Origin of the sequence: Paenibacillus sp. W4I10, assembly GCF_030816325.1 — a bacterium.
In the GTDB taxonomy this organism is placed as follows: domain Bacteria; phylum Bacillota; class Bacilli; order Paenibacillales; family Paenibacillaceae; genus Paenibacillus; species Paenibacillus amylolyticus_B.
Genome location: NZ_JAUSXX010000001.1, coordinates 400828 through 425627, shown reverse-complemented (window position 1 = coordinate 425627; position 24800 = coordinate 400828). Strand labels below are relative to the sequence as shown.

Here is a 24800-nt window from a genome sequence, read left to right as displayed (position 1 = left end):
AATAAAAAGGGCTGTTTCATGCCAATGGTTCTATTGGATAGCAGATAATTCTTCTTCTGTGACCCATTTGTGATTCTTTATCGAATCTCCACCTGTTGTAGGAGTATAATCAACCATATATACCGTTGTCTGTTCAGCAGAATCAATTGTGGCCTTGGCACCCTTCATTCCCTTCATGTGATCAGCGCTCAACACTACCTCAGAACCTGCCGCATACGATTGATCCGTATGGTCCTCTATTTCCTCATGGATAACCCATTTATGATTATGCACGGGATCTCCGCCTGTGGTTGGCGTATACGTAACTGCATATACCGTAGTCTCATATGCTCCAACGATCTTTGCTTTCGCACCCTTCATGCCTGGCATGTGGTCGGCACTCATCAGCGCCTGGCTTCCTATTGGGAAGGTGGGATTGTTTTTTTCACGCAGTTCTTTCGGTAGCTCTCCCGATTCAGAATGGTGCATCTCACCTGCGGCAGCTGTATGACTGCCATCGTTACTTTTAATAGTCTGTCGATTCTCCTTGCCACATCCACTCAAAACCAAACTGCTTGTAATCAATATAGTCGATATGGTCAATACGTACTTTTTCATGTTCTGCACTCCTTTAATTCTATTTATACCATTCATTATACCCCCTATAGGTATGTTGCAATCATTAATATTGCTTTTTCCGAGCAAAGCACATCTTAGAACGGAGCAAAATAATACAAAAAAACCTCCGATTTCTCGGAGGCTTCTTATCAATAACAAATAGTATCAGTGATTACGCGAGTTCCACGTTAACATTCACGTTCCCTTTGATTCCTTTGGAATATGGGCAGTAGTCATGGGCAAGTCTCACAAACTTTTGTGCTGTCTCCTCATCTAGACCAAGAATTTTAACTTCCAAATCGACTTGAAGCTTCACGCCGTTGTCCTCAGAGTCTGTCACCAACATTACGGTTGCAGCTACAGTACTTCTTTCAATTTCAACTTTGTGTTTCTTCAATTGAAACTCCAGTGCGGAGTTAAAACAAGCACTATACCCTGCTGCAAACAACTGCTCCGGATTGGTAGCTGTCGTCACTTGTCCTCCCAGTTCAGGCGGTGCCGCAACATCCAACATAAACACGTTATCTGGGGATTGTACGATTCCTTGACGTCCACCTGTATTGATGACTGTTGTTTCATATAATGTTTTCATTTGTGAAAACTCCTTTAGTTGATTGGATTTATGTTGATTAAAATTCGACTTCTCTTGTATCGCTAACAATTACATTGTACACAATTTAATTGTGTATGTAAATAGTTAATAAAAAAAATAATACAGTTTAATGCTGCGTTTAAACGAATAGCGATGATAAGGATTATAATTGTAGTCATCGGTAGAGGAAATTTGTCCTTTCTTAACTGTCACCATCGGATAACCTAAGTAAAACCTAAGGAGGGATAACACGTTTGGAGAATAATTCATTTCTAACCCCGGACAAGCCCAAACATAAATCCAGGGCTCTCTATGAGGTGCTGGCTGTATCAACCAAACTCGGCCTTACTTCATTTGGAGGACCGATCGCTCATCTTGGTTACTTTCATGAAGAATATGTTCGCCGTAGGAAATGGATGGATGAACGAAGCTATGCAGATTTAGTTGCGCTATGTCAATTTTTGCCCGGGCCTGCCAGCAGTCAAGTCGGGATTGGAATTGGCATCATCCGCGGAGGTTTGCTGGGGGGACTGATGGCTTGGCTTGGTTTCACACTTCCTTCTGTCATTGCTTTAGTTTTGTTCGCTTTCCTTCTTCAAGGATTTGATATCAGCAGTACTGGCTGGATTCACGGCCTTAAGATTGTTGCTGTAGCTATTGTCGCTCAAGCGATATTGGGCATGGGGCAAAAACTAACTCCTGACCGTTACAGGGCAACCATCGCTATCTTTACTGCTGCGGCGACTCTTATATGGCAGACTGCGTTCACTCCAATCCTTTTTATTGTTATTGCAGGCATAGTAGGCATGATCCATTTTAGAAAAATGACAAGTATTAAGACAGCAGACTTGTCTGTTCCTGTGAGTCGTAACTTGGCAATATTATGTTTGGCTACGTTCTTTGGAATCCTGTTTCTTCTCCCGGTACTCACACCCTTTGATCGTTCGGGATGGCTGTTATTCTTTGATAGCTTCTACCGTTCAGGGTCACTTGTATTTGGTGGAGGGCATGTTGTACTTCCGTTACTGGAACGTGAATTCGTCCCTACGGGCCTGATCAACAAGTCCGACTTTTTGGCGGGATATGGAGCAGCACAAGCTGTACCAGGACCATTGTTCACCTTTGCCGGTTATTTAGGAGCGATGATGCGTGGGGTTCCGGGTGCTTTGGTTGCAACGATTGCTATCTTTTTGCCAGCGTTCCTTCTTATCGTAGGAGCATTGCCCTTTTGGAATTCTTTATGTAAAAGTTCAAAAATTCAAGGAGCATTAATCGGAATTAATGCAGCCGTTGTAGGTATTTTGTTGGCATCGTTGTACGATCCGCTTTGGACAACTGCGATTCTGACTCCTGTTGATTTTGCACTGGTATGCATGTTGTTTCTAATGCTCGTTTTTTGGAAAATACCACCGTGGATCGTTGTCGCTGCTGGTGCAGCAGGCGGTACAATCATCAACCTTCTCTAAATAAAAAAGGTACCCGTACACTTGAACACTTTTTTTTCAAAGTGTTCAAGTGTACGGGTACCCGATTATTCTAAGCATACCTTTTTTACCGCTCCATGCAGATTATCGATTTATCCTCTTCGTCATTCCAATCGTAAACTTCTCAAATCCCAGTTTTGCGTAGTAGGTTTCCAAACCTTCCGTGCACATCAGTTGTGGAATCACCTTATTTTTCTCGCAATGCTCAACGATTCGTTTCATTAATTCTGTACCTATTCCTTGAGATTGATAGTCAGGCAGAACGCCTACCCCGCATATTATACCTGTTATCACTCCATCTGATATTACACGCCCCATGCCCACTAAGCGCTGCTGATCATAAGCATACATTGCATACCAACTTTGTTTGCACATACGTTCCAATTCATGTTGAGATAAATTCAGCGAATTCCATCCCAAAGATTCATATAGCGTTAATAATTGGTCGAAGCTCTCAGGTGGTTCTATTGAATAATGTATCGATTCTCTCATCAGATACCTCCTCTATCTACTCCATTTTAGTTCAGTTGCTCCAAATATCCACTTTCATCTGTGCACATTTGAAATACTTGGCCTCTGCCTTGCTTGTAGTCAGTTTCAAAAGACATTGCAGTTCTCCATGTTGGAACAAACCACCGCTAAGGTCAGCAGCAACACCACCATACTGATCATCCGCACCAAGCCATACGGACGGTCTCTCGAGTCCAGCTGAGAACTGTAATCCGGTACAGAGCAGCACAGTGAGATTCTTACGGTTCTGTGCCTCATCTCCTGCTACGCCATGTGTGGTGAAGAACACCATGTTTTGATTAAAATCCGTGTACGTTCCATCTGCTTTATAGGCACGGACCATACCATACTTCTGATTTACGTTTTGAAAAAAGGTGATTCCGGCTTTGCTATCCTTTGATTTAATGCCAACCTGAACTGAAATTCCAATGTTCCCGTTTAATTGTAGCGCTTCCAAAGTGATTGCAATTGCTGTTACTTTCGAGCTGTCAATCAGATGTTTCATTTTCAACTCTGCCGTGGCTCCTGCCGTTGTCGGTGTTGTAACGGTTATGGTCCCTCTGTCGGGCAAAGGCTCAAACGTAGGGTTGCCCACCACCTCCACCCAATCCGGTAACGTTCCGTAAAGAAAATCGGCCACAAGCTGTTTGTGAACCTTTCCAAAGGGCACGATCTGACCCGCTGCATCACGTATAACCATCTCTACACCCCCACCGAATAGGCTACACCGATATTATGATCGGTATTGTAATACACGTAAACTACACCGTCCATAACGGACACCATCAAGGACTGCATGTTCGTCGTTTCCCAAGTCAATGCCGGAAAATATATATCTGTAGGTTTGTCCAGCAGTTGACGGAAGTCTGCGCTGATCTTGGCAATGGCAGGTCGAGCTACAGTCGTAACCCCACCGGAAGCATAAGCCGATAACATGCCCAGCCACCACATGCTCCCTTTGTACATAAATACACCAGCATTGGATCTCGAAATGTTTTCTCCCGCTGTTAAAGTGGCATCATTACCACCCATTAATGGTCTTGGATCAGCTAACCAGCTACGTCCGTCATGTGAATGCCAGATACATTTACGACCAAAGTCACCACCGCCCATCACCGAGAAACCGATCCATTTGCCGCCATTTTTGAAACACGAGAAGTAACCGGTATGACCATCACCAGGGAACCCGGGAGGTTTGTCCAATATCAAACCCACTCTTGTCCAGTTAATCATGTCTACAGAGGTCGCAAGTGCCGTTGATTGATTGATCCCCAGTCCGTTTTGTTGATAATACATAAAGAACAATTGTTCTTCATCGTTCCAGATCACAAATGGCGTTTCCGTCGAATTCCCAACCACAGTATCGAGATACACCTGTCCGTGTTTGGTCCATGGTCCTGTCGGGCTGTTGGAATACGCAAGTCCAATTCCACCGATACGATTATGGTTGGTAGAATACGTAGCATAATAATCTGCTTTTGCATCAGGGATAAGCCCCTTCACTTTGATCGCCCGAAACCAATAGATCGATTGAAGACCAGCCATTGCGGCGGTATACATAGGATTGTCCATTTTTTTATCAAATTGAGGCGTGTACATCCGTCTGGATTCTGCATCGCAATAATCATAAGGCGCAATGGCCCTGTTGGCCTTCATCGCTGCGTCGAGTGCTGCCTGAGCAATATTCTCAGTCGTAGACATAGGAACTCAACTCCTTCGTGAGCAGGGGATTACCATTTACCGGTCGCAAATCTAAAACATCCGAAGTGTCCTCTAATAGGATTGAATAATCAACAACATTACCCACATTCGCAGCCGGCACCTGAGTAATACGAATGATAGGACAAATTCTAGCATTATATGAATACGCTTTCATTTTGTTCATTCTTTTATTTCCTATACAGTTGTAATCAGCAACTGTCCCCTTCATGGGTACGCCCGGATAATGATGATCCTTCATATTAATCCCTCCTATTGTTTTCTCCCGATAAGTATATTCATGAAGTTACCTTTCTGTTAAAGCATTATGCCCATATTACAGCCTATTATTCTCAGTCTGGTTTTCATATAACTAACCGTTTGCTTATGTTAAACATGACTAAACAGAAAACAGGCTAACCAATACGAATTGGCTAACCTGTTTGAACGAAGAAACTGCAAAACCAATTACTTATTACTCCGCAAAAAGTGAAGATATGGGATTCGCAACTTTTTTATTGGATTTCTCCTTGCCTTGGTTATCCAATACATAGTACTGGTAAAAGTCGTTAGTGAATCCGATAGACTCCTGTGTTTTCTGCTTAAAAGCTTCAAATGCCGCATCACTCAGATGATCCTCATTCCAGAAATAATGAAGCATCAATCGATTCTGGTTATAGGGATGTTTGATAACGTATGCACCCGCGGCGAGAGGTTGATTCATGGTATTTTTCCAAGGAAAACCCGTCTGTTTCGTTCGATCAATAATGTTAAATTTTAAAGCCTGCACCAATCCGTTTGACTTGGCATTGCCAATGACTATAAGGTTACTGTTGCCAATCTCTTTTTTCATCTTTTGCTTCAGTTTCTTGCGATCCCGTATAATGTTGTATCTCATACCGGTCATATCAAGGAATCCGGTCAACTGATTAACCATATCTTCCTGCTGTTTAGTTGCAAGCTTACTGACCTGATCACTGAGCACAATGGTTAATTCCTCGCCTTGAAGGACTTTGTCCATCAATCGATTCATCACTTCATAAGGCAGATTAGGGATCATGCCCATGACAGCCTGATACTGTTGTTGTAACATGTCATGTACATAGGCGGCGGTCTCTTCCTGTGATAATTGGTATTCCGGCTTTAAGACAAAGTTAGGCTGATATAGGGCCATCTGCATTTCTGAACGTACTTCCTTACCAAGCACATCTTCAATGGTGTGAAGCAGCCCCTCTAAAGTTGCATTCTGGTACACGTAGCGTTTGAAATATGTTCTCATCAATTCGTCAAATTTCTCTTCGCCGACGGTACGATAAAGCTGATAGATCGCTTGTCTTCCCTTCTGATAATATACCAAACCTGCTAAATCCCCAGCTTCATCGTTTGTTGACGCAATCGCCATGTCTATGGGCACAGTATCAAACTGTATGGATCTGAACCCATTTAGCTTGTCTCCCTGTTTCTCGGCAAAATACACCATGGAGAAATCAGCAAAGCCTTCATCCAGGAAGGATTCTGTCTCCGAATTATTACCGATCAATGCATGGAACCACTGATGCGCTATTTCATGAACAAAGGTTGTGTCTTCTTCTGGAATAGCACCATTTTGAATCTGTCCCATCTGGATGAGCCTCGCATACTCCACGGCAACGCCTTGTACATACGTCTCGACAATTCGGAACTCTGGATAGGGATACTTGCCATATTTCTCACTATAAAAATCGATGACCTTGAATGCCTGATGAATGTACCGGTCAACTATCTTTTTCTTGGATGGATCATCGTTGTAATAATAGTATTCCACCGTCAGACCGTTACGGGTAGCGCGTTCCACTTGAAGATTAGGACTTGCAAAGAAAACAAACTCCCTCGTATTCTCGGCTACAGCAGACACAATCTTACGTCCATGTTCTGTACTGTCTTGAGTGGTGATCGTGCCCGGCATGGCTACCTGATACTCATCAGGAACATTTAATTGAACTTCAAAGTCCGATGAGGTGTAATAATCGCTCTCAAATGTTCGACTATACGGTGCCTTGTTCCATTGATGCTTAACCTCGTCGTAAACAGACATCACCGGGAACCAGTGCGCACCATTGATCATGTCCTTGTAGTAGGAAACTCGCTGTGAGCCATAGGGTATATTCAACTGAAACTCCAGTTGGAATGATACCGATTCGCCTGGTTGAACGGGCTCTTTCAACTGCACGGTCAACGCTTGGTTTTCCTTATGGAGCTCCAGCGATTGGCTATCTGCTGTTACAGCCTGAATATCGATGCCACCCAGAAAGTCCTCCGCCGTCTTCTCCGGATGATCTTCACTAATCTTTTCATTATGCTGTTGGTACATGCTCGCCTGTGTAGACTTGGAGAGGTTTGCGTCAGCATATGTATGAAGGACCAACTGCTGGAGGGTATCCTTGCTTGTGTTGCGATACGTTACCTTCTCGCTCCCCTGGATCGTCATGTCCTTCTCATTTAATCGAGCCTGGATCTGGTATTGAATCGGGGTCTGCGCTAAAGAGTCTTTCTGTGTTTTATGTATCTTCGTAGATACAGGAGCTAGGTCTGCTTCCGCGGCAATAACCCCCATGTTGGCAAGTGGGCTTGTTGCCAGTATTAAAGCCAGTGTACCCGCGATCCCTACTCTGGCTAACTTTGATGTAAATGGACTTGAATAATTCATAAGTTCTCTCCTTCTTCTGTTCTATCTTGACCTCAGAACCAAGTATAGAAGACGAACCTTACGCTGAATTTATGTTTTATTTAAGTTTTGTTTAAAAAGAGGAGAGAAACTGAAACTATCGCAAATCGCATTCATGTTTGTATGTAAAAAAAGAAAAGAAGCCTTACAATGTAAGGCTTCTCATGTATGATCTGTAGTGGGCTCGAACCACTGACCCCTACCCTGTCAAGATAGTGCTCTCCCAGCTGAGCTAACAGATCATGATATATAATTGTTTCCCAATCAAGTAACAGTATCATATCAAGTAACCGTGTTCATTGTCAATGATTTATTTGGTTATAATTCACCCGAAATGGTGCACAATAAAGGAAAGATTACCATTTCTACAACGAGGTGAATTCCCTATGAGAAACTTAACAAAACGGTCAAAATCCAATGAATATACATTTACCAAATACATCTTTCTCTTTGCTGGGCTTGTGATTCTCAGTACAACCGTTACTGGTTGCAGCTTAGAGAGGGATGAACATACAGTTCAATTCCAACAGTTAAAACAGCCCAATGAAAATGGTGAACCTCTGCCCGTTTGGCTGGACGTATACTCCAAATCTGTAATTCAAGATGTATATTCTCCGCGAGGAAGCAGTGAAGTCTTGCCGTGAAGGTTAACAGATGAATTACTCATCTTCATCCCACTTGCGTGAGTATGCTTTCTTGGTCACGTAATACAACAGAGTAATCATTGCAGCCGACATTAACAAGGTAATGACCATGATGCCTGTCATGCCCATCACTATCCCCTCCTCTCCCAATATGTTCCAGACTTCACTATACAGGAAAAACATTTTTTTGTATAATTCAGTCTGATATGTCGCGCAAGAGCAGAAAGAAGGAATGGAATTGGCAGCTGAGATTAGTTATGTATCGACAGAAGAACAACTGGAGCAAGCCCTGGGAATTCGCCATCACGTCTTTGTGATCGAGCAACAGGTGCCTGCCGAGATTGAGATTGATCAATATGATGTCATCAGTCCAGATGTGCATCATGTATTGTTAAGTACGGATGGCCAAGCTGTAGCCACAGGACGTCTGATCTATTACAGCAAGGATACGGCCAAAATGCAGCGGATCGCGGTGCTTGAGTCTCATCGTTCATTCGGTTATGGACGTGTGCTTCTGCTCGCGATGGAGGAGCGAGCACGTGAACTCGGCTTATCCTATTCTGTACTGGATGCTCAATGTCAGGCACAGAAATTCTATGAAAAACTGGGTTATGAAGTGATTTCGGAAGAACCTTTTTATGATGCAGATATTCTGCATGTTCGTATGAGAAAGAGCCTGTAAAACCTCGGCGTTGGCAGGTCTTATTAGCATATGGTGCATACTTCCGAAGAATTCGGATAGGCTAATCAGGTAAGCAGATTCCTATCTCGTCATATAAGGAGAGTGTGACATCATGGATCAAACAACACGCGAGAGTTTCACAGCCGTACAGAAAAATGGCGACGGTGACCTGACAGCATTTCAGACTTCAGCAGGACGCGTACTGGATTATCAGCAGGCACTTGCAGAAGTAAAAGCTGGCGCTATTGCCGGTGTGAATGTATTTAAAGGCAAGGATGGCGAAATGTACATTCGCGGAGATGCCGACGGTGACCCAACCAACAACCTGGACCAACTTCCCCATTTCTAAAATAGATGCACACGTTGTATGTGTGACACAGTAAGCGCCGATCCGGATATCCGGGTTGGCGTTTTCTTATTATGATTAGTAGTCCGTAAAATATTTTGCAGAGTCCCCGGAAGGCTGGCTTTTGCGAATCGGCTGTTGTACCTGTTCCCATGCCTGCAAAATCTGTATCCCTTCCAGAGTAGACCGGTTCTCCCACGCGATGTACCCGGTGCGTTCAAGCTCCAGCAATGACTCATGAATGTAAGCTCTGCTTCGTCCCGTCTTGGTCTCCAGTTCATCCATACGCGGCAGCCTGCGCCGTTGTCCTGCATAGTTCACCATAATACGCAAAATCTTGCGTTCAAAGTCGTTCAGCATACTGTACCTCCCCATTCTGGTCCTTAACAGGACGCCATGCCAGAATACCTTGCTCCAGAAATGTTCGGGGTGAGCCTTCTTTTCCCGCTGATGCTCTAATCATCCCGCCACGTACACTATTAATTCGAATGTGTCGCTGCGTAATCTGCCCTGCACGATCCATGTAGACAAGCTCCACCATCTGGCCAATATATTTCCCTAGCATAATCATCCCTCCGATAAGAACGTTTGTTTGTATTTCATATTATATGCGAACATAAGTTCTTTATTCAATAGTAAAAAAAGGATTTTGTAAAATAAAAAAACCAGACTTTCACCTTAATGATCAAGGCAGTCTGGTTCATAACGGATCAGTGTCGATCCGATTCCGAAAATTGTACTTTCTTTAACTGTTGTGTAGATGGATTAAAATCAACATTTACATAGACTGCGAATTGCTTGCCGTCTTTAGCACGAACCCACAGCTTGAACTGTTCCCGTGATTGATCCGCTGTTAGAGAGGTACGACCGATATGCTTATAGTCCAAAATATCCACATTATACTTGGTCTGTGTTTCTTTGACCGCAATAATTCCCCACTTCGCATAATCAGGGATAGCGCCACCTGTTCCTGATGTAATTCCGGCTAAACTCAGGACTACCGACATAACGGTAACGATGAGCATTCTCATTTTACTCACTCCTTGGGACAATATGTTTCTGTTATATTGCCCGTCCGGCTTTCATTTTACACGAATAAACGAAAGATCCAGGCCAGTGGCCGTAGGGAAAAAGGAACCACATGAACAAGCCGGTCAAACGAATCAGGAGGCTCCGTCCGAAAGCTCATTCCCCAGTCACCCGAGAAAACGTGTTGTTGTGTCTTTGGCTCCTCAGGCCGTTCCAACCCGTATTTCTTCTCAAGTAACTTTCTCGTTGTTTCATCCACCTGAACTTCGTTCGTAACGACATATGCTGTGGCAGGCTCGCTGCTTATGTACATCAGAATCATTAGAAACATCACAATCCTAACTAGTTGTATCCAACGCTTGTTCATCTCTTACTCCTTTATGGATTCATGGCTCTCTTCTCTTGTACGTGAAAACTTGTTTGAATGTTTTATTATACAAAAATTTTACTATAGTAGGAAATAACAAGTGGTAAAAAATATGAGACATTCGTTATGCGATGCTTAAGTCCCATTTGGTTGATTTTTTGTTTGAAAAATCCAATAGACGTGTAATAGGCCATGACAGAGTTACTTCACGATCTGAAACCCTACACGATCTGCCATACCAATTTGAGGAGGTTACACCGAATGTTCAAACGCTTGGATGAAATCCTGATTGAGATTCCCAATGTCGAGAAGCCAGATCCGAATGCTGCGGCAGCTATACAAGAATTACTCGGCGGCAAATTCGGAGAAATGTCAACGTTGAACAACTACCTCTATCAATCTTTTAATTTTCGATCCAAAGAAAAGCTGAAGCCTTTCTATGACCTGGTCATGAGTATTACGGCTGAAGAATTGGGTCATGTTGAACTCGTGTCTCATGGCATTAACAAGTGCCTTAGAGGTTCAACCGAGTACAAAGAACCCGATGATACGCCGCTAGGTTCCGTGAAAGATGCTCGTCTGTCGTATCATTATCTGGCAGGTGCACAAGGCGCAATGCCTTTCGACTCTATGGGTAATCCATGGACGGGAGCAAACGTCTTCAACAGCGGCAACCTGGTCGAGGATCTGCTGCATAACTTCTTCCTAGAATGTGGCGCTCGTACCCATAAAATGAAAGTATATGAGATGACGGATCACCCGGCAGCCCGGGAAGTAGTTGGTTTCCTGCTGGTACGTGGCGGTGTGCATGTCGTCGCATATGCGAAAGCACTTGAGATTGCAACTGGCGTAAATGTGACCAAGCTGGTGCCTATTCCTTCACTGAACAACAAAGCCTTCAACGAGGCTCGTAAATATGAAGAAAAAGGCGTACACACCAAGCTGTACACCTATAGTGATAAAGACTTCAATGCGATCGGCCAGATCTGGAAAGGTACTCACCCGGAAGATGGACAACCTCTTGAAGTCATCCAAGGGATACCTGAAGGATTCCCGATTCCGGAAGCTCCTGCAGTAGAGGAAGAATTCGCACCAGGTATATCGCAAGAAGACTTTAAAGAGATTGCTCGCCGTCTGAAGATGGCAGGGAATATTGCGGATTAAGGAACAAGTTGTTTAACAGTTTCTTTCCCTATATATATTGTTAACTCTATGTTTAGGTGAAGCCCTCAAACCCTGCTGCTGAATGCAGAGAGGATTTGAGGGCTTTGTTATAATAAATTTATGATACAACTTTATGTTGCAAAATGAGTATGTTGTATGCACTTCATTTCCTGAAAATTTAGCTGTAAAAGTAAACCTGATCTCTGCTCACATCGTTAAACTTAGTTAAACTCCAACATCGATTCCTCACGCTGACTCATGACTTCAATTAGCATGTTGGCCCCCAGACGAAAACCTTGTGCAAACGCTGCTTCCGTATGCATGCCCTCACATCTGCCACACAAGTCAAATAACTGTTCAAGCTCAAGAAATTCGTCCTCGCTCAATCGATTCTTCCATTGCACTGTCAGAGCTGCAATCTGCCGCCCTAACGCTTGGTATTCAGGATGTGTCGGCATCATCATCTCATCCGGTCGAAGTCGTCCATTATATAATGCTTCTAATATCAAATTCATGTGCATCCTCCTGTATATCAATTCGCACCTCACTTGAATGAACGTTCTACACATGATAGGATATTTATGCAGTCGCTCATTCAACAAGTGATTGTGGGTTAGGAAGCAGCGTGTTCTTCGTGGGACTTACGCTGCTTCCTTTTTTCATTTTTGGAGTTCGTCGTAAATCTTCTCAATCCCTTTGCGAACGATGTCTGATCGATTCGTATTCAGCTTCTCAGCCGAAATATCGAGCTTGTTCATAATGTCCTCATCGACACGTATCTCAATCGTTCTGCTTTTGGGTTTGTCAGATTTAGGCCGCCCCATCTTTTTGGCGGACATTGCTTCACCTCTTTTTTTGTCCTGACAATAATATATTATTGTAAGGACAAAAAGTCAATTTAATTATAGAACATACGTTCGTTTTTGTGACAGCAGATTCATAGATAAATTTATAGTCCGTAATCCGTTTCAATGATAATAAAAACTTGAACGGCTAGCCGCTCAAGGTCGTTAGAGTACTATTATTGAGTAACACTTTAAAATTCAGGAGATACGCAAACAGGTAGGGAAAAGAAGTTGGTATTTTAGCATTTTTATCACTACATATTCAATATTTTTAATTTCGAAAACCGTTTCACTTGTCAACTGGCTTTCCATATCTCACTAAGACATGCCAGAGTAATTTCAACTCTTGTAGAACTTCTGTGTAGGTTCCTCTATCACTCCAATGGCTTGGGTTTTGTTTCAATTCCATAGCTGCAGAACCAATCTTATTTGCATCAATAAAATCACTTTTTGCAATTCTCTTGGCTAGTGAAGGCATCGAAGGACCTCGAAAATCCATTGGAACTTCATCTACTAATAGTGTAAAGCCCATGTGCCAGTGGAGATCAATGGAATACTTTAAACATATCTGCTCTAAGATTCGTCCTGTATGTGTGCCTTTAAATGATGGGTCGGCAACAAGCATCTTTACATCTTTTTCAAGGGAAATATCACCATGAACCTGAGCTTCGATATAATGGTCCAGATTTCGATTTGGCTCTTGGTTTGATGGATTTCGGAATGATTTCTCAAGATTGATGAGCATATGGTCAATTAACTTTTGAACTGTTAGATTTCTTTCACCAATGGCAAAATTATTATAAAATACATCCCTCATAAGAGCAGCCAAAACCAGGTCAAATTCCTCATACGTTCCCTTTTCCTCGGGGTCTTGGTGAGAATCCAAATATGTATACGTGCAACGCTGAGAGACCTCAGTGGATAAAAGGAAGTAACATGATCCAAAACGCGGAGCAGGTCCATCGGGATGTAACATGACATTGAGTGCCCCATACTTGGGACGTTCGCTATTGGTTGAGCCATTAATTTGGTACGCTCCGCCAAACATTTTATTCTCCCAAACGTCACGTTCACCGCCTGGAAATGCGGATAAACTTCCATTCGATAAGAAAGTCTCAAACTGACTTTTATAAAACCCCTGCTCAAGTAGTGCCTCAGCCACGCTTTTCATATTCGGATCTAATCGATCTGGGTGAAAGTGTAACGCGATACTTGCATGAGATTTTAGTTTAGTGATAGCATCTTCAAATGTCTTCAGCTCGATGTTGGACATACGAATGATTTCCCTAATGGTTTGCTCCGCCTCATTTTTGCGGCTTCTTGCATAATTGGTTACATGCTCTTGAGCTAATTGCTGAGACCTTGATAATTCCATGAGCAGAAGATTCCTTTCCATTTTTATAAAACCATAATACATGATGGACAGTAAGGGAACTTACAGGCGGTTCAAACATCATGATAGCTTGCAATGAATCTAATCCACATCATTTCTTTCAATTTGAATCATATTCATGTGCAACGCGCGTTCCTCCACCATCATAAAGCTATGAACCCCTTATTCTCCGCCTTGTGTCTTAACTTTCTCCTCATCCTTCACGGTCACATGAACTACTTGCCCTTCATTCGCTGTATTCGCATCTCGCATCTGAATGGTCCATGTCCCTGTATCTGCAACAAACCGTGTGTCCTCTATGACGGGAATATGCATGTTCTCTGTATCAAGTGAATGCAGTCCGCTACGAATCGCATCCGCAGCCGTCATGTGCGCACCATCCGGTGCTACTGGACAAGATACCGCTATCTTTTCTGCTCTGGCCTGCCCAGGATAGGGTTGATTTTCCGGGCCTCCATCCGTCCAGACTTCAACATAGGAGCCGATCTGCGGATCAGGCGCATTGGAGAACCATTTTGCCGGATAATACCGACTTTTTCCTCCATTGGAACTGTAATCTTGAAACGTGGGATCAACAACAAGAATGGAATTGTCTTTGCGTTCAACCACATAACCAGAGAAGCCCTTTTCTGTCGGTGAATTTGCAATAGTCTGTACTGACTTGCATTCGTTTGATCCAGCACATCCCGTAAGACCTAGTATCCAGATCGGGAGCATTGTACAAACGATACGAAGATTAGACAACTGTTGTTTCCCCCCTCTAACAGCATTCACTTTCTACTTCTTATTGCTGACGTCCCAGATCAGGTTATTGTTGCATAACAATGGAGTCAACTTTGAGTGCTAGATTTACAAATACAACCAAAAGTCCTCTTGTTTTCCTTCGATACAAAACGTATCATTTATATTAGGTAATATAATCAATGAGGGGGAATCATGTATGATCCAAAGTCCAAAATGGGTAATTCAATCATTCATGCTATGTATTTTTACTATCTTACTTTACATTACATATGCTGAAACATCTCATGCTGCTGGTTCAGCGGCATCACCTTCCACTTACGAGAACGATATCACCCTACCGGCTGTTGTTTATGGAAAAGTTACAGATAGAGGAGGAAATGCGGTACCCCACGCCAATGTTGAATATGAACTCAATCATCTAGGAGAAATAACGAAAAATAGTACAGTAGCAGATGAGAACGGAAATTACCATATTGAGGCTGTTGTACGAGATTCTACAGATATGTATTTGTACGTCAGTGCAGATGGTTTCATCACCTACATTTCATATAATAAATACGATACCTTTACGCTAAGACCTGGTGATGAGGTGAAACATGACATCCAGTTATATGAGCCATCCACAATCATAGGCACGGTAAAAGACCAGACTGGCCAGCCCATCGCTGGTGCTAAAATTGAAGTTACAAGTATCCCATACCTGGTCGAAACAGATGAAAATGGCAGATATACCGTAACGGGTATTGATTACGATTATAGTGCAAACATTGCAATGTGGGTTGATAGTGACAACTATGTTCCCTACGTGGAAGATCGTATATACATCCGAGCAGGTGAAACGATCCAAATCGACGTAATGTTAGAAGAGGCTGCACATGTAAGGGGACAGGTGGTTGATGAAAACGGGGTACCCATGCCTGGGGTCAGAATAAGTGGTAATCCTACAAGAACAACGACTGATGCTCAAGGATACTTCATTCTCAGACGCACTATGGCAGGTTCAGTCGCACTAGCCGCAGACTTTACAGGGTATCCCAGACACGTAATATTAGTAGATTTAGTCCCAGGAGATCATAACACAGTTAATTTTGTTCTTAAAAAGAATCCTTGAACCTTGGGTTCTTTTACAATAACCTTAGCATAACCTCTGAGTAGTCTCCCATGGTCATCTATCGTATTTGTAGAACTGAATTTCCAGTATAATCATAAACTAACCCAAAAGACTCATGATGAATTCTCTATACGAATTCGGTCATGAGCCTTTTCTTATGTCCAAACATGCAGATGTGACCATCGTAAACAGGTTATTAAACCATTCACTGCTTTCTACGCTGCTTGTACACGTACCTTCCCCATACCACCAACGCCGTACACAACAAGATCACACAATAAGCCCATACAAAAAACATGGCAAGCCCCAACCCGATGTTGGCATCCAGGCGCTCATCAAAGAACTCTGTGTATAGCGAAAAACCGAGTGGCACGGCGCCAACAATGAAAAGCCCAATGGACCATCCACCCCAGCGTCGGAAACCGGACCCCGCACGAGTACTGGAAAGTTTACGAACTCCTTGAATGAGAAACCACAAAATTAGAATAAATAATAGACAGGTTATTAGAATTTTAAGCATGTCGTTCATCTGCATCTCGTTCGCCTCCTACGCTATAAATAATGATGAGTATCTTAACCAAGTAAAGTTTGAGACTTGATGATCATTACCCGTTTCCATGTCCCCTGATCACAGGCAGACACAATTCAGCACCCCAGAACTACATCCTATTCACATCACAGAAAAAAATGCCATCGCCCTGACTCCTTCCAAGTCAAGAACGATGGCGTTACTTCTCATATTTACATTTTTACATCCACATCTGATACGTTATGCGCCAAACTGCGCATAGTGAAGGCGGCTGTACACCCCACCTGCTGCGAGTAATTCTTCATGACGTCCCTGCTCCGTAATGCCTTGTTCAGCAACGACAATAATGCGGTCTGCATTTTTGATCGTAGCCAATCGGTGAGCAATAACCAGTGTGGTCCGGCCCTCGGACAGCTCAGCAAGGGATTGCTGAATCGCCGCTTCCGTTTCTGTATCCAGCGCGGATGTGGCTTCGTCCAGGATCAGAATTGGCGGGTTTTTCAGGAACATACGGGCAATAGACAAACGCTGTTTCTGTCCACCGGACAACTTCACGCCACGTTCACCAATTAACGTATCCAATCCTTCCGGCATCGATTGAATTAAAGGTTCCATCTGTGCACGTCTGGCAGCCATCCAGATCTCTTCTTCGGAAGCATCCAGCTTGCCGTAGGCAATATTCTCCCGAATGGTTCCATCGAAGAGGAATACATCCTGTTGTACAATACCGATATGACTACGCAAGGAATCCAGCGTCATATTCTGAATCTCCTGCCCATCAATCGTGATGCGACCTTCCAGCACATCATAGAATCGTGGCAGCAGACTGCACAATGTTGTTTTACCCGCCCCGGATGGACCGACAAGAGCGACGGTTTCGCCTGCTTGCACGTTCAGATCGATACCTTTGAGAACAGGTTCCTGATCGGAATAACCAAAGGTCACTTGCTCATAACGAATATCTCCACGCAAATGGGATACCGTAACGGCCCCTGGACGATCTTCCACATCCGGCTCCATATCAAGCAGCTCCGTATAACGTTTGAAGCCTGCAATCCCTTTCGGATACGTCTCAATAACCGAGTTGATCTTCTGAATTGGTGTCAGGAACACATTGGACAGCATGATAAATGCAATGAACTGACCGTAGGTCATACTGCCTTTAATGACAAACCATGTTCCGCATACCAGAACAAAGAGGGATACCAGCTTCATCAGCATATAACTGACAGAGGAGTTCCAGGCCATGATTTTGTATGCGATCAGTTTGGTTTGACGGAAACGACCGTTGTTCACAGCGAATTGTGCTTTTTCATGCTCTTCATTAGCAAAAGCCTGAACAACACGGATACCTGTAATATTGTTCTCTACACGAGCGTTGAAGTCCGCAATATCTCCGAACATTCGACTGAATGCCTTGGACATTTTGCTACCAAAGTAGAGCGACAGATAGATAATCAACGGCACGATGATAAAGGTTAACACCGCCAGATTTCCGTTAATGCTCATCATGATACTGAATGCACCAATTAGCGTCATGACCGCGATAAATACATCCTCTGGACCATGATGGGCAATCTCACCGATATCCATCAGATCGTTAGTCATGCGGGACACGAGGTGTCCTGTTTTTGTATTATCGAAGAAACGGAACGATAACTTCTGCACATGATTAAACAGACTTTTACGCATATCCGTCTCGATGTTAATACCCAGCTTGTGTCCCCAATAGGTAACCACGAAGTTCAGGAATGAATTCAATAAATAGATGCCGAGCAATGCCAGACACGCCCATAGAATCCAGTCCCAGCGGCCGCCTGGCAGCAGATCATCGACTACCCGGTTGACCGCCAGTGGAAAAGCAAGTTCAAGCAGCGCGACCAGAATCGCACAGCTAAAGTCAAGAATAAAGAGCTTTTTGTAAGGCCTGTAATAGGCAAAGAAACGGCGAAGCATGGACCAATGTCCTCCTTATGCAACCACACAATGATGATTACGTTCTATTTCGTCTTGCTTAAGAGGTACAGGAAGTATGGCGCACCAATAATGGCAACCAGGATCCCCGCAGGAATCTCCGAAGGCTGTAGGATGACACGACCCAGCGTATCTGCAACCAGTACAAGCAATGAACCGATCAGTGCAGATGCGGGTAACAGGAATTGATGTTTTGGACCCACCAGACGACGCGCCAAATGCGGTCCGATCAGACCTACAAAACCGATCCCCCCACTCACAGATACACATGAGCCGGCAAGTCCTACAGCAGCCGCAAGCAAAATCAGTCGCTCACGCTCAACCGGAGTCCCGAGTCCGCTTGCAGTCTGGTCCCCCAGATTCAGTACGTTCAATACACGTGCCTTATACAGGACAAGCGGGACAAGAATGATCAGAAACGGCAGTAATGCCGTTACAAATTTCCAGTTCGAACCCCAGATGCTGCCTGCCATCCAGGTAGCTACAAATTGATACTTTTCCGGACTAAGCCGTAACGTAAGCACGATCATGGCAGAACTGATTCCCGCCGCTACCCCGATCCCTGTAAGCAACATACGCGTAGGAAGGATGCCCTCTCCTTTTTTGTAAGAGAGAACGTAGATCAGAAATGCAGCAAAACCGGAACCGATCAGGGCCAGAATTGGCAAAAGAAATACCGGCGCTGCTGTCGTTGTCGGGAAAAAGGAAACAAATAACATGACGACCAGACCAGCACCTGCATTAATCCCGAGGATCCCCGGATCTGCCAACGCATTCCGAGATACTCCCTGCAAAATACAACCAGATAACGCAAGTCCGGCCCCGACCAGCACCGAAATCACAATACGTGGCAGACGGAATTCAAAGAGAATCAATTCCTGTTTCGCCGTGCCTCCACCAAACAGAGTTCGCATCACCTCGAGCGGCGAAAGCTTGGTAAAACCTGTGTTCATGCTCACCACAAAAGCCGTAATAATTAATAGGGCAAGTACAATGAGGACAATCGTACTCTTGGTTCTCTTCTTGCGCTCTGCTCCAACTATTGTTGAGGATTCCATCGTTACAGAGTCCTCCTTTCTTTACGCGCCAGATACAGGAAGAATGGTACCCCGATGAGGGCAACCAATGCGCCAATTGGCGTCTCGTACGGCGGGTTAATCATACGTGCGGCCAGATCCGCAAATACAAGCAACAGACTGCCCATCACAGCGGAACATGGAATAATCCAGCGATAATCGACCCCAACCAGCTTCCGCGTGAGATGGGGAATAATGAGTCCAACAAAACCGACCGCACCCACCACGGATACAGCCGTACCCGCGAGAATCAGTACAACAATCAGGCCTATGAGCTTGATCAGCCCAGTACGTTGCCCCAAGCCCACCGCAATATCTTCTCCGAGACTAAGCAGAGTAATGGAACGGGAGATGAGAAGACCTGCGATTAGTGCAGCGAGTACCCATGGGAACATGACCTCAAGTTGAGACCACTTCGTTCCGGCTACACCACCCGCTGTCCAGAAAGCCAGATCTTGTCCAATCCTGAAATATAATGCAATCCCTTCACTGAGTGCCGACAACATCGCTGATACAGCCGCACCTGCAAGCACAAGGCGTAGTGGTGTAAGACCCGATTTGGAAGCTGCACCAAAACCATACACCAACAGGACACCAAGCCCTGCTCCAAGGAAGGAATACATGATGATATACATAAATGGCAAGCCAGGGAAGAAGGCAAAACAAACTGCAAGCGCAAATCCAGCTCCCGCATTCAACCCAAGCAGACCTGAATCGGCCAGCGGGTTACGAGTCATGCCCTGCATGATCGCACCAGCTACAGCGAAACATGCACCTACCATTGCTCCTCCAAGGATACGTGGTAATCGAATCTCCCATATGATCTGATGTGGAGTCAGCTCAGGATTGAAATCAAAGATAGCCTTCCAGACTACACTAAGCTTAATATCAGCAGCGCCAAATGAAATGGACAACGCCATACCCAGAGCGAGTAGCAAAACTCCCCCTGTAAGAATAAGTGTGGCTGCCCACGGACGAGTGTGTATCTTCGCTGTGGGTGAATCCGGATTATGTTTTTCTGGTGAAGCTTGTGAACTCATACGCGCCCACCCTCGTTATGAGTGGAGCTGCTCAAACCTATGTACATAACAATCACCTCTCTATAAATACCGAACTTTAATGATATTGATTCTCATTCCCATAGACCATTGTAAGTGAATCCACGGGCTCTGGCAATGGACAAATAGGACATGTTTATTGCATATATGAAGATTTGCACACAATTTTACACGCAAAAAGGCTGCGCAGGAGCCAAAAAGCTCGAACACAGCCTTATCATTACATATGTAGAACATGTAAAATACAGACTCGTTTAACGGGCATGTACCGTAAGTAAGGATACCAGGACATCCGGAACATCGGTAATGATTCCTTGCACACCCATGTCAATCATGGCCTGCATCTCGGCAGGATCATTCACCGTAAATGGATAAGTAACAATGCCATGTGCCAGTGCAGCAGCAATATCTTCTTGTGTGACTGCCAGCTTGTAGGGATGAAGGCCGGAAGCTTCGAGTTTGGCGGCATAATCATAGGGACGGTACAACTTTTCCATATATAAAAGTGCTGTACGGATCTCCGGGGCAAGACGTTTACATCTCACGAGCGAAGCATGATTGAAGCTTGACAGCACGACCTGTTGCTCCAGATTCCACTCCCGGATCGCCTGTATAACCTTCTCTTCCATCCCCTTATAACTCACAATACCATTTTTCAATTCCAGATTAAGCAGGGTTCCTTTCCCCTGTACCAGCTTGAATAACTCCTCCAGAGAAGGAATACGTTCCCCGGCAAAATCAGCATGGAACCAGGACCCGACATCCCGTGCGCGCAATTGATCGTAAGTTGTATCCTTAACCCAGCCTTCTGCGCCGCCAGTTCGGCTTAACGTCTCATCATGAATCAGTACCAGTCTGCCATCACTCGTCATCTGCACATCGGTTTCGATCCCTGTTGCTCCAAGCTCTAGACTCCGTTCAAAAGCGCTCATCGTATTCTCCGGGCATACGGCAGATGCACCGCGATGGGCAATAATCTCCATGTTCCTCATTCCAGCGCCTCCTGTGTTCAAGCTTCACTCTATGATCCTTACTATAAACACGGTTTGTTAGACCTGTATTAACAGAGCGTATAATGGGTTACCTGCTTCGCTAATACTAGCGACCGGGTTCAACATCAACGGGCTGGGGATTCACTCATTTTTGCGAACTCAATCTGAAAATCGACATAACATAGTATGAACGATGGAAGCACTGAACTCCGTATAAGGAGGTTGACTATTGAATCCCCCAAAGAAAAAATCGATACCTACGCGTCCTCACACATCCCAGTTACAGTCGGCTTCCAGGCTTTCCAGATCATCTGTCCATATCAAAAACAAATCCGGCAAGACGGCTAATCAGCGTTCTCTTAACTCCAGTTCACCCAACATACTGGATCAGCTGGCTATTGTTGCAGCAATACTCTCCTTAATTGCAGCCGCCATCGGGCTATATATCGCCTGGAAATCGTTAAGTAATCCGGATCAAACTGCTGTTGTGGTGTAAGCTGCTTGTTACGCAGCTAATGGCTCAGGAGGCTCTCTCTCCTGCTTCTGACCTTATTCAGGGGCAGGTTTTTGCTTTTTCAATTACTTAACGTATGCTGGAAACGTCAAAAAACCGTTCCCCTGAAACGCCGGCATATACCGGCGTCTCTTTGGAAAGGTCATTTTTTTATTCGGGCGCTGCCTCTGCAGCTTGATCCCCGTCCCGAGATACTGACCGAATTACAGAATGAATGTGCGAGAGATAATAACCAACAGAATGAACAATACCAGAATTGCACCTGTTGATGTCCATGCTCCACCACCGAAGCCTCCGCAATATCCGTAACCTGTACCTTTGAGCTCGCTCATCAGTGACACTCCCCTCTTCATCGAAGTACACTATAGACTATGTCCGATAGCGCAACTTGCTTGGGCAGATCGAAAATTCTCCCGAGGAACGAGTGGGATCAGGCCCGTCTTCTTATGCACTCATTTCCCGTTGAGTTGTGACCACTTCTGAGTCAGCTCTGCAGGAATATAGGATGACATTTGTTTAATTAGTTCAGCCGGATCAGCTTCCAGACTCCACAGGCTGAGATGGGAGGTGTTGGAGAATCCTTCCTGTACGCTATGTTCTACCATCTTCATCAGCGGTCCATAATATCCGTTGACATTCAATAAACCGACAGGCTTACGATGAATACCGATCTGTGCCCAGCACAGTACCTCGAATAGTTCTTCAAATGTACCCATACCTCCAGGAAGTGCAATGAATCCATCGGATAATTCGGCCATCGTAGCCTTCCGTTCATGCATGGTTCCCACTTCAATCAGTTGTGTGAGCCCTCCATGAACAACCTCGCCCCGGAACAATCCGGTAGGCATAACCCCGATAACCTCTCCCCCTTGCTCAAGAGCAGCATCGGCTACTGCACCCATCAAGCCCATGCAAGAACCACCATAGACCAGTGCATAACCGCTATCAGCAATCTGTTTGCCCAGTTGAACAGCCTTCTCTGTATAATCGGGGTGATTTCCCGGATTGGAGCCTGCAAAAACAGCTATACGTTTCATTGGGTTTCACTCCTTCTCATGATCTATTTTAATAGTATACAACATGAATGTAATGGGTATGTACAACAGGTTAACAGAATCAATGGACAAAAAAATACCCGACCGTTTGCAGCCGGCCGGGCTCCCATTTCAATACACATCAATTTAGAAGGGGTTGTTACTATCTAATATACAGACCGAACATTAAATCCGTATGATCTTTGCATGAAATGAATATTAAATCTTCGTATAACTAACGTATCCCACGGCGTGAACGTACGACAAACATATGCTTGTCTTTACGAAGAACCCGACCATCTGCAAGTTCAACCTGATCCTCGTCATGACGCAGAATCGTCGTGGATAACGCTACAATTTTGGCCCGGCGCCAGATCATAACCTGTGACTTGAAATAGATCGCATTTTCGAACTGAATTGCCTTTTTCATCACATATCCAACCTTGTGCACCTCAGAACGTGCTTTCTTTAAGGGAAGACTCTCTTCGGGAAGAGGTCTGATCATTGCGATATTGTCAAACGATACCTTGATCCGTTTCGGTCCGATCCGTACACATTCCGCTTCTTCATCCCACTCGACCAGCGTTCCCTTCAATGGCTCCCGTATGCCTGTTGCACGATATACCGCTACTTTTCGTCCTATCCAATGTCGCAATGTTCTCACCTCCATCTGTCTATATAAGTTGACTACAGATTATTTACACAGACACTACGATGACAGAACAACCTTCCAATCGCTGTTATCCCCAGATTTTTTCGATTTCCTTTTCCGAAGGGAAAAATCCGGGTATAAAGGCGAACGCTTCGCTTTTTCAGGTTTTTTCTGTCCTCTCCGTTATTGTGTAAATGATTAGTTCAACTTATATCGTTTTCCGGTATCGTCCAATCGATCGGTTCAATACCTTTGGAGGTCAAGAAATCATTGGCTTTGGAAAAGGGACGACTGCCGAGGAATCCACGATGTGCAGCCAGCGGACTGGGATGTGTAGACTCCAGTACCAGGTGCTTGTCCCTGTTAATAAAAGCACCTTTCTTCTGGGCATGACTGCCCCATAGCATAAATACCATTGGCTCTGAACGTTCATTCAACGCACGAATAACAGCATCCGTAAATGTCTGCCACCCTAGTGCCTGATGCGAGTTAGGCTGACCTTCACGAACCGTCAGAACAGCATTTAATAGCAGGACTCCCTGCTGTGCCCAATGAACCAGAGATCCATGATTCGGAATTGGCAGGTCCAGATCGGCATGAAGTTCCTTATATATATTTTTCAGAGAAGGCGGTACGCGTACCCCGGGTCTAACCGAAAAGCTTAATCCTTGAGCCTGTCCCGCTCCGTGATAAGGGTCCTGACCAATAATAACGGCCTTAACCTGATGATATGGCGTCAGCTTCAGTGCGGAGAACAGGTCTTCTTTGGGCGGAAAGACCGTCTGCGTTTTGTACTCGGCGGCGAGAGTGTAACGAATCTTGTTGAAATACTCGGCTTCTGTCTCTTCCTGAAGCACCTTGTCCCAATCGTTTCCAAACATATGTATAGGCTCCTTTCCCCTGGTGAATGCAGTTTCGTTCAGCCCAACTACTGGACTCTTCCTTCTGAGAGCCACATGCCATGCAACTCATAGACTATCCACCATTTTAACATAACCGGGGACAGCAGACCAGAATTGCACATCAGGGTATACGTTCACCTCGAAATTAATCGTATTCTT

At 44.6% G+C, this 24800-nt stretch carries 31 protein-coding genes and 1 tRNA gene; 7 read left to right on the top strand and 25 right to left on the bottom strand.

The genetic code is table 11. From position 1 onward, the window contains the following. Positions 1–30 precede the first annotated feature (30 nt). On the bottom strand, positions 31–597 hold the full coding sequence (locus QF049_RS01870) for a YdhK family protein (RefSeq protein ID WP_307534428.1): 567 nt from the start codon (positions 595–597) through the stop codon (positions 31–33). A 172-nt stretch (positions 598–769) separates the two neighbouring features. Beyond that, entirely contained in the window at positions 770–1189 is a 420-nt protein-coding gene (locus QF049_RS01865) for an organic hydroperoxide resistance protein (protein ID WP_307534426.1), read from the bottom strand. Between the two features lie 254 nt (positions 1190–1443). On the opposite strand from QF049_RS01865, the gene QF049_RS01860 reads away from it, so the two are divergent. Continuing rightward, complete coding sequence (locus tag QF049_RS01860) at positions 1444–2655, top strand: chromate transporter (protein ID WP_307534424.1); 1212 nt, start codon at positions 1444–1446, stop codon at positions 2653–2655. A gap of 102 nt (positions 2656–2757) precedes the next feature. Here QF049_RS01860 and QF049_RS01855 read toward each other — a convergent pair whose 3' ends face one another. From QF049_RS01855 to QF049_RS01830, 6 genes are all read right to left on the bottom strand, one after another. Then, complete coding sequence (locus tag QF049_RS01855) at positions 2758–3165, bottom strand: GNAT family N-acetyltransferase (RefSeq protein ID WP_192134129.1); 408 nt, start codon at positions 3163–3165, stop codon at positions 2758–2760. Positions 3166–3196: 31 nt separating this feature from the next. Continuing rightward, entirely contained in the window at positions 3197–3883 is a 687-nt protein-coding gene (locus tag QF049_RS01850; RefSeq protein ID WP_307534421.1) for a hypothetical protein, read from the bottom strand. A 2-nt stretch (positions 3884–3885) separates the two neighbouring features. Then, positions 3886–4884 (bottom strand): glycoside hydrolase family protein, encoded by a 999-nt coding sequence (locus tag QF049_RS01845; protein WP_307534418.1) that lies wholly within the window; start codon positions 4882–4884, stop codon positions 3886–3888. Then, the gene (locus QF049_RS01840; protein WP_307534416.1) at positions 4871–5143 is read right to left on the bottom strand and encodes a hypothetical protein; all 273 of its coding nucleotides are present in this window, start codon (positions 5141–5143) and stop codon (positions 4871–4873) included. Before QF049_RS01840 ends, QF049_RS01845 begins: the two co-directional genes overlap by 14 nt. Before the next feature lie 213 nt (positions 5144–5356). After that, a complete protein-coding gene (locus QF049_RS01835; RefSeq protein ID WP_307534414.1) occupies positions 5357–7567 on the bottom strand; it encodes a M1 family metallopeptidase in 2211 nt (736 codons plus the stop codon). Between the two features lie 187 nt (positions 7568–7754). Then, positions 7755–7827: transfer RNA gene (locus QF049_RS01830), tRNA-Val, on the bottom strand. A gap of 144 nt (positions 7828–7971) precedes the next feature. Here QF049_RS01830 and QF049_RS01825 point away from each other — a divergent pair. The 3 genes from QF049_RS01825 (at position 7972) to QF049_RS01815 (ending at position 9260) form a co-directional block, all read left to right on the top strand. Continuing rightward, on the top strand, positions 7972–8229 hold the full coding sequence (locus QF049_RS01825) for a hypothetical protein (protein WP_307534412.1): 258 nt from the start codon (positions 7972–7974) through the stop codon (positions 8227–8229). Positions 8230–8467: 238 nt separating this feature from the next. After that, on the top strand, positions 8468–8911 hold the full coding sequence (locus QF049_RS01820; protein WP_091014406.1) for a GNAT family N-acetyltransferase: 444 nt from the start codon (positions 8468–8470) through the stop codon (positions 8909–8911). Positions 8912–9023: 112 nt separating this feature from the next. After that, positions 9024–9260, top strand: a complete 237-nt coding sequence (locus QF049_RS01815) for a DUF3892 domain-containing protein (RefSeq protein WP_017687389.1) — start codon at positions 9024–9026, stop codon at positions 9258–9260. Between the two features lie 75 nt (positions 9261–9335). Here QF049_RS01815 and QF049_RS01810 read toward each other — a convergent pair whose 3' ends face one another. The 4 genes from QF049_RS01810 to QF049_RS01795 all read right to left on the bottom strand — a co-directional run bounded on the left by QF049_RS01810 (position 9336) and on the right by QF049_RS01795 (position 10653). Beyond that, a complete protein-coding gene (locus QF049_RS01810) occupies positions 9336–9617 on the bottom strand; it encodes a LexA family transcriptional regulator (protein WP_307534410.1) in 282 nt (93 codons plus the stop codon). Continuing rightward, on the bottom strand, positions 9601–9822 hold the full coding sequence (locus QF049_RS01805; protein ID WP_307534408.1) for a hypothetical protein: 222 nt from the start codon (positions 9820–9822) through the stop codon (positions 9601–9603). Before QF049_RS01805 ends, QF049_RS01810 begins: the two co-directional genes overlap by 17 nt. Positions 9823–9967: 145 nt before the next feature. After that, positions 9968–10288: a DUF3889 domain-containing protein gene (locus QF049_RS01800; RefSeq protein WP_124116058.1), complete on the bottom strand. Its 321-nt coding sequence runs from the start codon at positions 10286–10288 to the stop codon at positions 9968–9970. A gap of 56 nt (positions 10289–10344) precedes the next feature. Beyond that, positions 10345–10653 carry a hypothetical protein gene (locus tag QF049_RS01795; protein WP_307534405.1) on the bottom strand — a complete coding sequence of 103 codons (309 nt, stop codon included), beginning with the start codon at positions 10651–10653 and terminating at the stop codon, positions 10345–10347. 261 nt (positions 10654–10914) lie between these two features. On the opposite strand from QF049_RS01795, the gene QF049_RS01790 reads away from it, so the two are divergent. Further along, positions 10915–11817, top strand: coding sequence for a manganese catalase family protein (locus QF049_RS01790; protein WP_091014199.1), 903 nt, complete (start codon positions 10915–10917; stop codon positions 11815–11817). A 221-nt stretch (positions 11818–12038) separates the two neighbouring features. On the opposite strand, the gene QF049_RS01785 is transcribed toward QF049_RS01790, so the two are convergent. The 4 genes from QF049_RS01785 to QF049_RS01770 form a co-directional block, all read right to left on the bottom strand. Further along, on the bottom strand, positions 12039–12332 hold the full coding sequence (locus QF049_RS01785) for a DUF6809 family protein (protein WP_307534402.1): 294 nt from the start codon (positions 12330–12332) through the stop codon (positions 12039–12041). 144 nt (positions 12333–12476) lie between these two features. After that, positions 12477–12656 carry a ribbon-helix-helix domain-containing protein gene (locus QF049_RS01780; protein WP_307534400.1) on the bottom strand — a complete coding sequence of 60 codons (180 nt, stop codon included), beginning with the start codon at positions 12654–12656 and terminating at the stop codon, positions 12477–12479. 295 nt (positions 12657–12951) lie between these two features. Beyond that, complete coding sequence (locus QF049_RS01775; protein WP_307534398.1) at positions 12952–14037, bottom strand: DUF3626 domain-containing protein; 1086 nt, start codon at positions 14035–14037, stop codon at positions 12952–12954. Positions 14038–14217: 180 nt separating this feature from the next. Continuing rightward, positions 14218–14799 (bottom strand): DUF3221 domain-containing protein, encoded by a 582-nt coding sequence (locus tag QF049_RS01770; RefSeq protein ID WP_307534396.1) that lies wholly within the window; start codon positions 14797–14799, stop codon positions 14218–14220. Between the two features lie 196 nt (positions 14800–14995). Here QF049_RS01770 and QF049_RS01765 point away from each other — a divergent pair, with 196 nt between their 5' ends. Continuing rightward, positions 14996–15910: a carboxypeptidase-like regulatory domain-containing protein gene (locus tag QF049_RS01765; RefSeq protein ID WP_307534394.1), complete on the top strand. Its 915-nt coding sequence runs from the start codon at positions 14996–14998 to the stop codon at positions 15908–15910. A 205-nt stretch (positions 15911–16115) separates the two neighbouring features. On the opposite strand, the gene QF049_RS01760 is transcribed toward QF049_RS01765, so the two are convergent. The 5 genes from QF049_RS01760 to QF049_RS01740 form a co-directional block, all read right to left on the bottom strand. Next, entirely contained in the window at positions 16116–16445 is a 330-nt protein-coding gene (locus QF049_RS01760; protein WP_307534392.1) for a hypothetical protein, read from the bottom strand. A gap of 234 nt (positions 16446–16679) precedes the next feature. Next, positions 16680–18395, bottom strand: a complete 1716-nt coding sequence (locus tag QF049_RS01755; protein WP_307534390.1) for an ABC transporter ATP-binding protein — start codon at positions 18393–18395, stop codon at positions 16680–16682. A gap of 44 nt (positions 18396–18439) precedes the next feature. Beyond that, entirely contained in the window at positions 18440–19471 is a 1032-nt protein-coding gene (locus QF049_RS01750) for a FecCD family ABC transporter permease (protein WP_091028555.1), read from the bottom strand. Positions 19472–19473: 2 nt separating this feature from the next. Beyond that, positions 19474–20529 (bottom strand): FecCD family ABC transporter permease, encoded by a 1056-nt coding sequence (locus QF049_RS01745; RefSeq protein ID WP_036614761.1) that lies wholly within the window; start codon positions 20527–20529, stop codon positions 19474–19476. Between the two features lie 272 nt (positions 20530–20801). After that, positions 20802–21539, bottom strand: coding sequence for a glycerophosphodiester phosphodiesterase (locus QF049_RS01740; protein ID WP_307534385.1), 738 nt, complete (start codon positions 21537–21539; stop codon positions 20802–20804). Between the two features lie 229 nt (positions 21540–21768). Between QF049_RS01740 and QF049_RS01735 the strand changes: the two genes are divergently transcribed. Then, entirely contained in the window at positions 21769–22035 is a 267-nt protein-coding gene (locus tag QF049_RS01735) for a hypothetical protein (RefSeq protein ID WP_307534383.1), read from the top strand. A gap of 221 nt (positions 22036–22256) precedes the next feature. On the opposite strand, the gene QF049_RS01730 is transcribed toward QF049_RS01735, so the two are convergent. The 4 genes from QF049_RS01730 to ung form a co-directional block, all read right to left on the bottom strand. Continuing rightward, a complete protein-coding gene (locus tag QF049_RS01730; RefSeq protein WP_255319930.1) occupies positions 22257–22385 on the bottom strand; it encodes a hypothetical protein in 129 nt (42 codons plus the stop codon). A 120-nt stretch (positions 22386–22505) separates the two neighbouring features. Further along, positions 22506–23090, bottom strand: coding sequence for an LOG family protein (locus tag QF049_RS01725; protein ID WP_017687370.1), 585 nt, complete (start codon positions 23088–23090; stop codon positions 22506–22508). A 232-nt stretch (positions 23091–23322) separates the two neighbouring features. Further along, positions 23323–23742, bottom strand: a complete 420-nt coding sequence (locus QF049_RS01720) for a hypothetical protein (RefSeq protein ID WP_017687369.1) — start codon at positions 23740–23742, stop codon at positions 23323–23325. A gap of 200 nt (positions 23743–23942) precedes the next feature. Next, complete coding sequence (gene ung / locus QF049_RS01715; protein WP_307534380.1) at positions 23943–24620, bottom strand: uracil-DNA glycosylase; 678 nt, start codon at positions 24618–24620, stop codon at positions 23943–23945. Positions 24621–24800: the final 180 nt, after the last annotated feature.

What these genes read in the sequence shown, in the direction of transcription:
- QF049_RS01870 (WP_307534428.1), bottom strand. Translation starts at nt 597, where the DNA reads ATGAAAAAGTACGTATTGACCATATCGACTATATTGATTACAAGCAGT.
- QF049_RS01865 (WP_307534426.1), bottom strand. Translation starts at nt 1,189, where the DNA reads ATGAAAACATTATATGAAACAACAGTCATCAATACAGGTGGACGTCAA.
- QF049_RS01855 (WP_192134129.1), bottom strand. Translation starts at nt 3,165, where the DNA reads ATGAGAGAATCGATACATTATTCAATAGAACCACCTGAGAGCTTCGAC.
- QF049_RS01850 (WP_307534421.1), bottom strand. Translation starts at nt 3,883, where the DNA reads ATGGTTATACGTGATGCAGCGGGTCAGATCGTGCCCTTTGGAAAGGTT.
- QF049_RS01845 (WP_307534418.1), bottom strand. Translation starts at nt 4,884, where the DNA reads ATGTCTACGACTGAGAATATTGCTCAGGCAGCACTCGACGCAGCGATG.
- QF049_RS01840 (WP_307534416.1), bottom strand. Translation starts at nt 5,143, where the DNA reads ATGAAGGATCATCATTATCCGGGCGTACCCATGAAGGGGACAGTTGCT.
- QF049_RS01835 (WP_307534414.1), bottom strand. Translation starts at nt 7,567, where the DNA reads ATGAATTATTCAAGTCCATTTACATCAAAGTTAGCCAGAGTAGGGATC.
- QF049_RS01825 (WP_307534412.1), top strand. Translation starts at nt 7,972, where the DNA reads ATGAGAAACTTAACAAAACGGTCAAAATCCAATGAATATACATTTACC.
- QF049_RS01815 (WP_017687389.1), top strand. Translation starts at nt 9,024, where the DNA reads ATGGATCAAACAACACGCGAGAGTTTCACAGCCGTACAGAAAAATGGC.
- QF049_RS01810 (WP_307534410.1), bottom strand. Translation starts at nt 9,617, where the DNA reads ATGCTGAACGACTTTGAACGCAAGATTTTGCGTATTATGGTGAACTAT.
- QF049_RS01805 (WP_307534408.1), bottom strand. Translation starts at nt 9,822, where the DNA reads ATGCTAGGGAAATATATTGGCCAGATGGTGGAGCTTGTCTACATGGAT.
- QF049_RS01800 (WP_124116058.1), bottom strand. Translation starts at nt 10,288, where the DNA reads ATGAGAATGCTCATCGTTACCGTTATGTCGGTAGTCCTGAGTTTAGCC.
- QF049_RS01795 (WP_307534405.1), bottom strand. Translation starts at nt 10,653, where the DNA reads ATGAACAAGCGTTGGATACAACTAGTTAGGATTGTGATGTTTCTAATG.
- QF049_RS01790 (WP_091014199.1), top strand. Translation starts at nt 10,915, where the DNA reads ATGTTCAAACGCTTGGATGAAATCCTGATTGAGATTCCCAATGTCGAG.
- QF049_RS01785 (WP_307534402.1), bottom strand. Translation starts at nt 12,332, where the DNA reads ATGAATTTGATATTAGAAGCATTATATAATGGACGACTTCGACCGGAT.
- QF049_RS01780 (WP_307534400.1), bottom strand. Translation starts at nt 12,656, where the DNA reads ATGTCCGCCAAAAAGATGGGGCGGCCTAAATCTGACAAACCCAAAAGC.
- QF049_RS01775 (WP_307534398.1), bottom strand. Translation starts at nt 14,037, where the DNA reads ATGGAATTATCAAGGTCTCAGCAATTAGCTCAAGAGCATGTAACCAAT.
- QF049_RS01765 (WP_307534394.1), top strand. Translation starts at nt 14,996, where the DNA reads ATGATCCAAAGTCCAAAATGGGTAATTCAATCATTCATGCTATGTATT.
- QF049_RS01760 (WP_307534392.1), bottom strand. Translation starts at nt 16,445, where the DNA reads ATGCAGATGAACGACATGCTTAAAATTCTAATAACCTGTCTATTATTT.
- QF049_RS01755 (WP_307534390.1), bottom strand. Translation starts at nt 18,395, where the DNA reads ATGCTTCGCCGTTTCTTTGCCTATTACAGGCCTTACAAAAAGCTCTTT.
- QF049_RS01750 (WP_091028555.1), bottom strand. Translation starts at nt 19,471, where the DNA reads ATGGAATCCTCAACAATAGTTGGAGCAGAGCGCAAGAAGAGAACCAAG.
- QF049_RS01745 (WP_036614761.1), bottom strand. Translation starts at nt 20,529, where the DNA reads ATGAGTTCACAAGCTTCACCAGAAAAACATAATCCGGATTCACCCACA.
- QF049_RS01740 (WP_307534385.1), bottom strand. Translation starts at nt 21,539, where the DNA reads ATGAGGAACATGGAGATTATTGCCCATCGCGGTGCATCTGCCGTATGC.
- QF049_RS01730 (WP_255319930.1), bottom strand. Translation starts at nt 22,385, where the DNA reads ATGAGCGAGCTCAAAGGTACAGGTTACGGATATTGCGGAGGCTTCGGT.
- QF049_RS01725 (WP_017687370.1), bottom strand. Translation starts at nt 23,090, where the DNA reads ATGAAACGTATAGCTGTTTTTGCAGGCTCCAATCCGGGAAATCACCCC.
- ung (WP_307534380.1), bottom strand. Translation starts at nt 24,620, where the DNA reads ATGTTTGGAAACGATTGGGACAAGGTGCTTCAGGAAGAGACAGAAGCC.